This is a genomic window from uncultured Microbacterium sp., assembly GCF_963521695.1.
In the GTDB taxonomy this organism is placed as follows: Bacteria; Actinomycetota; Actinomycetes; order Actinomycetales; family Microbacteriaceae; genus Microbacterium.
On the sequence record NZ_CAUQWC010000148.1, the window covers coordinates 1 to 8,941 of the forward strand.

The 8,941-nt window shown below is 70.3% G+C and carries 12 protein-coding genes; all 12 read left to right on the plus strand.

Annotated elements, in window-relative coordinates:
* A partial coding sequence (locus RWP81_RS11285; protein ID WP_314456151.1) for a hypothetical protein occupies positions 1–314 on the plus strand: 314 nt, incomplete at its 5' end.
* A 32-nt stretch (positions 315–346) separates the two neighbouring features.
* Positions 347–919 carry an HhH-GPD-type base excision DNA repair protein gene (locus tag RWP81_RS11290; protein ID WP_314456152.1) on the plus strand — a complete coding sequence of 191 codons (573 nt, stop codon included), beginning with the start codon at positions 347–349 and terminating at the stop codon, positions 917–919.
* 117 nt (positions 920–1,036) lie between these two features.
* Complete coding sequence (locus RWP81_RS11295; RefSeq protein WP_055951834.1) at positions 1,037–1,369, plus strand: hypothetical protein; 333 nt, start codon at positions 1,037–1,039, stop codon at positions 1,367–1,369.
* 20 nt (positions 1,370–1,389) lie between these two features.
* On the plus strand, positions 1,390–1,701 hold the full coding sequence (locus RWP81_RS11300) for a pore-forming ESAT-6 family protein (RefSeq protein ID WP_055951837.1): 312 nt from the start codon (positions 1,390–1,392) through the stop codon (positions 1,699–1,701).
* 103 nt (positions 1,702–1,804) lie between these two features.
* The gene (locus RWP81_RS11305) at positions 1,805–2,149 is read left to right on the plus strand and encodes a DUF6507 family protein (RefSeq protein WP_314456155.1); all 345 of its coding nucleotides are present in this window, start codon (positions 1,805–1,807) and stop codon (positions 2,147–2,149) included.
* Positions 2,149–4,866 (plus strand): hypothetical protein, encoded by a 2,718-nt coding sequence (locus RWP81_RS11310; protein ID WP_314456157.1) that lies wholly within the window; start codon positions 2,149–2,151, stop codon positions 4,864–4,866. The genes RWP81_RS11305 and RWP81_RS11310 overlap by 1 nt, the downstream gene beginning before the upstream one ends.
* A gap of 15 nt (positions 4,867–4,881) precedes the next feature.
* Positions 4,882–5,307, plus strand: a complete 426-nt coding sequence (locus tag RWP81_RS11315) for a hypothetical protein (RefSeq protein WP_314456159.1) — start codon at positions 4,882–4,884, stop codon at positions 5,305–5,307.
* Positions 5,304–6,137 (plus strand): hypothetical protein, encoded by an 834-nt coding sequence (locus RWP81_RS11320; RefSeq protein ID WP_314456161.1) that lies wholly within the window; start codon positions 5,304–5,306, stop codon positions 6,135–6,137. Before RWP81_RS11315 ends, RWP81_RS11320 begins: the two co-directional genes overlap by 4 nt.
* 236 nt (positions 6,138–6,373) lie before the next feature.
* Positions 6,374–7,144, plus strand: coding sequence for an FHA domain-containing protein (locus RWP81_RS11325; protein WP_314456163.1), 771 nt, complete (start codon positions 6,374–6,376; stop codon positions 7,142–7,144).
* The gene (locus RWP81_RS11330; protein WP_314456165.1) at positions 7,141–8,214 is read left to right on the plus strand and encodes a DUF6177 family protein; all 1,074 of its coding nucleotides are present in this window, start codon (positions 7,141–7,143) and stop codon (positions 8,212–8,214) included. Before RWP81_RS11325 ends, RWP81_RS11330 begins: the two co-directional genes overlap by 4 nt.
* Positions 8,214–8,471, plus strand: a complete 258-nt coding sequence (locus tag RWP81_RS11335; RefSeq protein WP_055951860.1) for a hypothetical protein — start codon at positions 8,214–8,216, stop codon at positions 8,469–8,471. The genes RWP81_RS11330 and RWP81_RS11335 overlap by 1 nt, the downstream gene beginning before the upstream one ends.
* Positions 8,468–8,941, plus strand: a 474-nt coding sequence (locus RWP81_RS11340; RefSeq protein WP_314456168.1) for an EsaB/YukD family protein, incomplete at its 3' end; no start/stop codon positions are given. The genes RWP81_RS11335 and RWP81_RS11340, both read left to right, overlap by 4 nt.

Here is an 8,941-nt window from a genome sequence, read left to right on the forward strand (position 1 = left end):
GGGCGAAGGTCGGCTCGGGCAGGATGGATGCCGTGAACACACCGGCATCCGAGGTCTACGCCGTCGCCGGTGAGGACCGCGCCCGCAACGGACTGCGCTGGGCCGCCACCGTCGTGATGGGCCTCTTCGATGCGGGCGGGAATGCGCCATCGGTGAGCGAGATCGTGATCCGCCGCGTCGACGGGTCGGTGGTCAAGCGGCTCCCGCCGGGCGATGTCGACGCCTTCACCGACCAGCTGAACGAGATCACCCGCGACCTCGCGACGATGGACGCCGTGCCCTTCGCCGAGAAGTGGGTCGCCGAACGCGGGTGACCCGCGACGGGCCACGGCGGGAGAATGGGGACATGAGCCTGCGCATCACCGATGACCCCGCCGCCGACGACCTGCTGTCGAGCAACCCGCTCGCGTTGCTCATCGGGATGCTGCTCGACCAGCAGGTCGCGATGGAGACGGCGTTCGCAGGCCCGCTGAAGATCCAGCAGCGCACCGGGTCGATGGATGCCGCCGCCATCGCCCACGACGACCCCGACGACTTCGCCGCCGCGTTCTCGCAGTCGCCCGCGGTGCACCGCTTCCCGGGGTCGATGGCCAAGCGCGTCCAGTCGCTGTGCGCCGCGGTCGAGCAGGACTGGGACGGGGATGCCGCGAACATCTGGACCCGCGACGACCCCGACGGCGCGACCGTGCTGAAGCGTCTGAAGGCGTTGCCGGGCTTCGGTGAGCAGAAGGCGAAGATCTTCGTCGCCCTGCTCGGCAAGCAGCGCGGATACGACGGCACCGGCTGGCGGGAGGCGTCGGCACCGTACGGCGAGGAGGGCTCGTTCCGCTCCGTCGCCGACATCGTCAGCCCCGAATCGCTGACCAAGGTGCGCGAACACAAGCGCGCCGCGAAAGCCGCCGCTAAAGCGGGCGACTGACCCCTCCTCCCCCGCGCGCGAAAAAGGAGAGTTCTCTCATATTCGCTTCGCCGCCCGAGAGCGCTGGTTAGAGTCGTCGAGTTCGCTGCAAGTTGTTCACGATCGAAGGGTGGGCTCGTGAAGTTCGCAATGGGTTCCGACACTCTGGGTGTGCTGACGAAGGCAACCTCGGGGTCGAGTGATGAGCTGTCCCTGTTGGTGCGCCAACTGTTCGAGGCGGCTGAGCCGCTCGAGGGGCAGTTCCAAGGCGCGGGTCGCGCCGCGTTCGACCGTTTCAAGTCGCGTACCGACGCGATCTCGTCCGAGTTGAAGCTCGCCCTCGACGGCGTGCTCGGCGGCATCTCGAGCATGGACCGCTCCTTCCAGGAGGGCGAGTCGTCCATGGTCGACCAGACCACCGGCCTGGAAGCAGGTTCGTCGTTCGACGCCGCCCGCTTCGGCGCCCGTTAAGGATCGGAGAGGACTGACTCATGGTGAATCAGGGAGACCGCCGCGACTACTCGATCGCGGCGTCGCAGAACGCACAGGACAACTTCAACCGGGTCGCCGCGCTGCTGGAGTCGCTGATCGACCAGCGCGACCGCGACGTGCAGGCGGCCATGGCCGATTACTCCGCCGACGGGGTGTCGGAGGACTACCGCGCCAAGGAACTGCGATGGAAGAACGCCGCCGCCGAGGTGCGCGGCATCATCCAGACGCTGCGTTCCTCGCTCGAGCGCAATGACGAGTCGGCCCAGACCGCGCTGAGCAAGGCTCGCGCGGCGGTGGAGTCGATCGGCTGACACGGGCCGCACGGTGCCGGGCGCGGTCGCGCCCGGCATCGCCGGTGCGCGGCGTCCGGGATGAGCGACGTGCGCGCAGAACAGAAGTGAAGGGGACCGGGCGATGACAGCGTGGCGTATTCAGCCGTCGGGTGTCGTATCCGTGCTGCAGGACGTCAACGTCGATGCCGAGGCTCTCGGTACGGCGCTGAACGCGCTGAGCCCCGCTCTCGAAGGAGCGGTGACGGCGACGCAGTCGGGTGCGATCTCCGAGGCGGTTCAGGCGTACTTCGAGCAGGAGGAGGGTCCGCGCATCCAGGGGATGAGCACGCGCATCGGCGCGGCGGCCCAGGGTGTCGTCTCCGCCACCGAGGCCTACGTCGCCGGCGACATGGAGATGGCCGCCACCGCGCAGTCGGCCGCCGTCGCCACCGTCTACCCGCCCGCTCTGCCGAACGGGATGATGTGATGCCCAGCCCCATCGATTACGAGAAGATCCCCGGCGCCGACATCCAACCGGATGCCATCGAAGAGAACGCCGGCACCGTCGGCACCATCTCCGGCCAGGTGACGGAGCACGGCTCGAACGTCAACCTCAAATGGCAGGGTATGGCCGGTGTCTACGAGGCACCGGAGTCCCCCACCCTGCTCGGGCTCATGGCCCCCGTGAGCTCGCAGGCCACCCAGGCCGGTGACAACCTCGCCGAGGTGTCGGCCGCGCTCATCGCGTTCGCGAACGACGTCCGCCCGATCAAGACCGAACTCGACGCGCTGCGCGTCGAGGCGAAGGCCTTCGTCGACTCGATCCAGGGTGGCGTGCAGGTGCGCGAGATCAACCCCGCGTGGTCGGCGGCGCAGTCGCCTTACGGCGGAGCGACCGCGGCGCCGACCTACCAGGGATCGTGGGGGTCCTCGACGACGTCGTCGACAGCCGCCACCACGCCCGACAAGTACCGCACGGTCACGAAGGAGTGGCACGAGTCGCAGGAGCACGTCGACCGCAACAACGAGTTGCTGGCGGCCGTGAACGCGCAGCAGGTCAAGCTGTGGGAGGCCGAGCGCGCGTGCGCGAACCGCATCCGCGCACTCTATGGCGCGGCTCCGCTTCGCGCCGCCCAGTCCGAGGACGATTCCCTCGGCTACGGCATCGCCGAGATCCCCGAGGGCACCGAGATGCCCTGGGGCGCCGAGGTCGAACGCACCGAGGGGTGCGGCGAGGCGACCGTCAACTTCGTGTTCAAGGACTTCCTGTGGGAGGGCATCGCCGTCGGCGGCATCTGGGGCACGGTCCAGGGCCTGGGCACCCTGGTGCTCGGCTACAACCCCGAGACCGGCGACTTCTTCTCGGGCGACGCCTACGGGGCCGCCTGGGGCAACCTCGGCATGCTGCTCTTCGCGGGCGCAGCCAACACCGGCATCCTCGCCCCCATCTTCCAGTCGGACTCCCTGATGCAGTCCATGGGCATGGACGGCTTCCTCCCCCAGGAGGTGCGCGACTTCAAGGCGCAGGCCGATGAGGCCGCAATCAACACCGGCAAGGCGCTCATCGCCTGGGACAAGTGGCAGGACGACCCCGGCACCGCCCTCGGCGAGTCGGTCTTCAACGTCGGCACCGCCCTCATCCCCGTCGGCGGCGCGGCCGTCGCAGGTGTCAAGACCGCCTCGACCGCGGCCTCCGTCGTGTCGAAGATGGCGAAGGTCGTCGACTTCGTCGACCCCGCCGCGCTCGCGATGAACGGTGCCATGCGTCTGGGCGGCGCGGGACTGCACAGCCTCGACGGCCTCATCGGGCGCCTCGGGTCGGACGCCACCGACGGCTTCCACCTGAACACCCCCGACATGCCCTTCGTCGCCGATGACGCGTCCTCGGCGCTGAACGCGCTCGACACCGCCGGTGTCGACATGGGCACCGTCACGGCCCGCATCGACGACGGCGTGCCCGTGTACGAATTCCCCCCGACCGCCGAGATCCCCTCCGGCCGCGACGAGATGCCCGCCGGCGCTTTCGACGGCGTGCGCGGCGGCGATGTGCCCGTGCGTACGGACGCGCCCGTGCGCACCGACGGCGGAGTGGATGCCGGTGTTACGGCGCCCGTACGCGAGCCCGAGCTCGTGGCGGCCGGTGGCGTGCGCGGTGAGGCGAGTCCCGGCGCCGTGGACTCCCTCGTCCAAGACGCCCCCGTCCGCCGCGAGACGAGCAGTGCGGGCGAGCCCACGGTCGTGCGCGAGCCCTCCACGGGCAGCGACCACAGCACCGCGGGCGGCGACGGCACCGGCGCTGGCGGCCACCTCGGTTCCGACAACGGCATCGGGAGTGGCGGCGTGGGCCGCGGCGGCGACGACGGAGTCCCCCACGGCGGGCAAGACGACCATGGCTCAGACGCCGGTCCTGGTGAGAGGACCACCCCCGATAACGCGAACGCGTCCACGAACGACACGACGACGCCTGGGGCGCCTGGGGCGCCTGGGGCGCCTGGACGCGTGTACTCGATGATGGACGGGACCGAACACACGACCTCGTTCGCGCCGGAGTCGCTCGGCGACAGTCGTGTGACCACGCCGCTTCTCGACAAGCACGGGGTGACGCGCTCGCAATTCGAAGACCTGATCAACAGGCCGATCGACACCTTGAGCACGGCTGAGAAGACCGTCGTCAACGGGGTTCGGAACGAACTCACCGCTCAGGTATCTCCGGACACGGTCTTTCAGAAGGTGCTCGACCAGCCGCACTTCGACTCGACGGGTACCCTGACATTCGGGCAGGGCGAGAACATCGTCCTCGGCGACGAGGGCACGATCACCGGGTCCGTTTCGGTCGCGGAAGACACCGCGCACTTGACGACGCCCGCGGACTTCTATCAATCCCTGCGGCTCGACTATCCCGGAACGAATTTCTTGAAGGACGATCAGTCGGCATTCGTCGTCCGGTTCCAGCCGGACATCGACACGTCGGGGTCGGTGAAGCCCCAGCTGCACAGCTCGATGGGTGGCGACGGGTCCGTCGACCATTACCGCCCGCCGTTCACGGGCAACGGATTCCTCAAGACGGGCGACGACATCATCCCGGAGTACCGCGCCCAACGTGTCGATATGCGAGATGGCGCAGAGATGTGGGAAGTCCTGGATGATGGAACGCAACGACTCTTCGCGGTGCTACGCGCCGGCGAGTGGATACCGGTGGGGTGACGGATGTCGTCGACAATGCCCGTAAGCGAGACGCAGTTCGAGTACCGCGGGAAGCGCTACTCGCGGCATTCCGGTGGTGACGACTACGTCCGCCTCGTCACGGACGACGCGCCGACCCGCGAGGCTTTCCCTGACGCGATCGAGATGAACGACGACCCCCAGGATCCGTGGGTGAAACTCCCGCGGCGGGTGATCTCCGCTCGCTTCGCGCAGGAGGTCACCGGCACCTGGCACGGTGTGCCCGTCACGGTGGGCGAGCGGATCAGGACAGGCCTCCGCCGCGGAATGGTCAGGGTCTGGTACGCGGGCACCACGCCGGACGAGGCTCTCGCCGCGGGACTCGACGGAAACCAGAACGACGGGTGGTCGGCGTTGACGCAACCGAGTGAGGTGGACGACGTGCACGTCGAATCGACACGACACCCGATGGTGAGCCCATGAGGGCCGTCCTGCAGAAGCTCCTGCACCCCGGGATGTCTCAGCTCGTCCGCGAACGCGGCTACGCGCAGGTCGGGGGGCATGTCGTGGCAGCCGCAGACGCGACGGGGCTGCGAACAGCCAACGCTCTCAGGGAGGCATACGGTTGGCCGTCGGATCCTTCCGGTCACGTCGACGTCGTCCGCTTCGAGGTCCCCGTGTGCGCGACCCTCACCGCGCCACCGCAGGTGGAGCGGCCGTGGCCGTCCTACCCGCTCGGCTTCCTTCGTCCCGTCGACGAAGCGATCGTTCCGGTGTGGAGCATGTCGACCACGCGCTACTCTCCCGGCGCCGAACTCTGGCGGATCTCCGACGACGGTCAACAAGAGCTCCTCGCGGCTTACGGTGGAGCGGCGCGCGGGTGGACCGCGCTCCCAGATCAACCGCCGGTCGAGGAATGGCATCCATCCAGCCGTTTCTTCGGCACGCGCGCGGTCCACGGCGGGACCGAGTTCGCCGCGGATGTCCACGGCGACCAGGTGGAACTCACCTCGTATGTCGAGCAGACGTCCGCGGAGTGGTCCCCCGTGCGCGTCGGCGCATGGACGAGAACCGTTCCCCTCGCGGCCTGCGACGTCTACGAGCTCGGGTTCACGGCCACTCTCGGCGGCGTCCCCCTGCGCGTGCTCGAACAGTACGACGGCGCGGTACGCGCCCAACTCCTGACCGACGACCCCGAGACCGCCAGCCGACTGTCGGCCGTCATGGTGGACTACGGCGTCTTCGAAGTCTCCGGCATTCCGGGGACTGAACTCGGCGATACGCAGCTCGTAGCTGATCAGCTCGTCGCCTGAATGCCCGCAGCTCTCCCCGCGTCGGCCGCGGCGCGGTCGCGTTGCGCTTCCTTGCGGCTTCGCGTGAGGGAGACGGGATCGAGCCTGCATCCCTCCGCGTCCCGGCCTGGACGCGGAGGGGCAGACGTGCTGATGAGTGCGCGATTCTGCCGCGCCGTGAGTTGTCCACGCAAGGGACGCATCAACTCGGCAGCACCGCGGCGACCCACATATGGTGGAAGGTCGAGGAGGCACGCATGACGAGCACGCAGGAAGCATCACGCCTGGCCGACGTGGACCCCTTCGTCTTCACCGAGCGCGCCCGCGCCGGAAAGATCGTCGGCGCTTCAGCCCTCGACGTCGTCATGCCGCTCGCTCTTCTCGTCAGCGGGATCGTCGTCATCGTGACGGGTCAATCCGCTCTCGGGTGGCTCCTCGTCATCGCCGCAATCGGCCTCCTCGCCGTTGCCGTCTGGCTGCTGGGGCGGACCGGACGCACCCTCGGTACGGCCACCGTCGACGCACGGATCGTCCGCCGCACGACCGGCGCCGCCGCGGGGGGCTCGGCACTGTGGGCCCTGGCATCCGGCAAGCTCGCCATGTTCGACCTGCGGCGCGGACGCGACCCCTTCGCGCCGGCGATCGCCCCCTTCCGGTTCCCCAAGGCCGCCCCCGTAACCCCGGGCCGGGCCCGGCGCGGGACCGTGCCGACGCTGGTGCTCGACTCCGGCGAACGCCTGCCCCTCGACACCGCCCTCACCCTGGGGCGCGCTCCCTCGGCCCCGGCCGACGCGCCCGCCGAGGTGTACCGCTGGGCCGACATGTCGCGCACGCTCTCGAAGTCGCACGTGCGCCTCGAGTGGGACGGCCGCCAGGTGTGGGTCATCGACCTGGGCTCGACCAACGGCACCTTCGTTCGCGGCGACGGGGCGTCCGCTCCCCTCCTCCCCCACCAACGCACCCCCGTGCCCACCGGTGTCGTCCTCGAAATCGGCGACCGCACCCTGACCGTTCGGGATGCCGCATGACCACCGTCGACCACCCCCTCGTCGATGCCGCCGGCCCCGGTTGGGTCGGCACCGAGACGCGCGTGCCGATCATCGCCCTCACCACCGCGATGAGCGACTGGCTGCACAAGACGGCCACCCAGGGTCTGCGCCCGATCATCGTCTCGGGCGAGCACTCGCGCATGACGCAACCGCTCGCCCAGGTGCTGTCGGCGGTGCAGGGTCACTGGGTCGTCCGCGCCCGCGACGACGGCTTCTACGATGCCCGCACGGGCGTGCGCCTCGACGCTCCGTCCGACGCGCTCACCGCCGGAGCCCCGACGCCCGAGAACGTGCACCCCCTCTTCGTGCGGGCGCAGGTGGCATCCAGTCTGCAGGTGGTGGCGACGGTGTCGACGCGTCACCGCGTGACCCGCCCGGTGCGGATGGGCGGGGTCGCCGAGGCGGCTGTCGCGCTGTTCACCGGGGCGGAACCGGCGGCGTGGGGCGCCGTCGAACCGCTCCTCGCCCCCTGGGACCGTGACGACCTCACCGAGCGCTCACGGCGGCGGGTCCCCCTCGACAGCCACTGGACCGCGGTCGGGGGCAGCGAGCGCGCGGTCATCGCGACGATCCAGGCCGCCCGCACCAGCGAGGGACTCGAGGAGACCACGCGCGTGTGGGCCGCGGTCCCCGGGGTGGGGCGCGACGCGGGAACGGCGGCGACGGCCGAGGCCCGTGAACTCCTGGCGCGAGCGGCGACCGTGGGGCTTCCGCTCATCGGCGTCGCGTTCGCGGCGATCGGCGCCCCCGACCTCGCCCGCCGCGCTACCGCGGCCCCCCACCCTGAGCCCCTCGCGCTGCTGATCGGGCCCGTGGGCGTGCGAGCCCTGGGCATCGACGCGAAGCGCTGGATCGACGACGTCGGTGGCACGACCGTCGGCAGCCCCCGGCTCCCGGGCGTACAGGTGCCGCTCGGATCCGTCGACGGCGGCGGATGGACGCGCCTGAACAAGGTGCTGGCGACGGTGGATCCGACTCGGCTCGCCGAACTGCTCGATCTCGCCCCTCAGGTGCGCGCCCAGCTCATCGCGCGGGAAGGAGCCCGCTGATGCCCGACCAGCGCGACACGGTTCTCATCGAGCAGGCCAAGATCCAGCGCATGCGCCTGGGCGCCGCCCTCGTCTACGGCCACATCGGCGAGCGGCGCACCGTCAACGATCACATGAAGCGGTTGATGGGATCCATCGTCGTCGCCGCGATCGCGTGCGCCGCGTGCGTGGGCGTGTCCTTCGTGTCGCAGCTGCTCACCGAGCGCGCGCAGACGAGCACCTCCATCCAGACCCCGACCGGAGCCGTCACCCCGTGAGCATCTACACCCGCCTGACCGTCTCGGGCTCGGAGCGTCGAGCCGAGGTCGTCGTCCCCAGCGGCGAGCCCGTCGGCGCCGCGCTGCCGCGCCTGCTCGACCTGCTCGGCGAGACCGCCGGCACCGTCGAGCGTCCGCTGGCCGTCATCGCACCCGACGGCGAGCAGATCGACATCGCGCTGACGCCTCACCAGCTGGATCTCGTCGACGGCACCCTCGTGCGCCTCGTGCGCCTGGATGCCGCGCCGCCGCCGCCCGTGGTGATCGACGTGACCGACGCCGCGGCCGACGCGCACGACGCCCGCCCCGACCGGTGGGACGACCGGGCTCGAGCCGTCGCGGGCGGGACGGGGATCGCCGCCGCCTTCGCCGTCGCCGGCCTGCTGTCGCCGTGGTCGTCGCCGACCGTCGCAGCCGTCGCGTCGTTGGTCGCGGCTGTGGTGCTTGTGGCGGTCGCCACGGGCCTCGGC

What these genes read in the sequence shown, in the direction of transcription:
- RWP81_RS11290 (WP_314456152.1), top strand. Translation starts at nt 347, where the DNA reads ATGAGCCTGCGCATCACCGATGACCCCGCCGCCGACGACCTGCTGTCG.
- RWP81_RS11300 (WP_055951837.1), top strand. Translation starts at nt 1,390, where the DNA reads ATGGTGAATCAGGGAGACCGCCGCGACTACTCGATCGCGGCGTCGCAG.
- RWP81_RS11305 (WP_314456155.1), top strand. Translation starts at nt 1,805, where the DNA reads ATGACAGCGTGGCGTATTCAGCCGTCGGGTGTCGTATCCGTGCTGCAG.
- RWP81_RS11310 (WP_314456157.1), top strand. Translation starts at nt 2,149, where the DNA reads ATGCCCAGCCCCATCGATTACGAGAAGATCCCCGGCGCCGACATCCAA.
- RWP81_RS11315 (WP_314456159.1), top strand. Translation starts at nt 4,882, where the DNA reads ATGCCCGTAAGCGAGACGCAGTTCGAGTACCGCGGGAAGCGCTACTCG.
- RWP81_RS11320 (WP_314456161.1), top strand. Translation starts at nt 5,304, where the DNA reads ATGAGGGCCGTCCTGCAGAAGCTCCTGCACCCCGGGATGTCTCAGCTC.
- RWP81_RS11325 (WP_314456163.1), top strand. Translation starts at nt 6,374, where the DNA reads ATGACGAGCACGCAGGAAGCATCACGCCTGGCCGACGTGGACCCCTTC.
- RWP81_RS11330 (WP_314456165.1), top strand. Translation starts at nt 7,141, where the DNA reads ATGACCACCGTCGACCACCCCCTCGTCGATGCCGCCGGCCCCGGTTGG.
- RWP81_RS11335 (WP_055951860.1), top strand. Translation starts at nt 8,214, where the DNA reads ATGCCCGACCAGCGCGACACGGTTCTCATCGAGCAGGCCAAGATCCAG.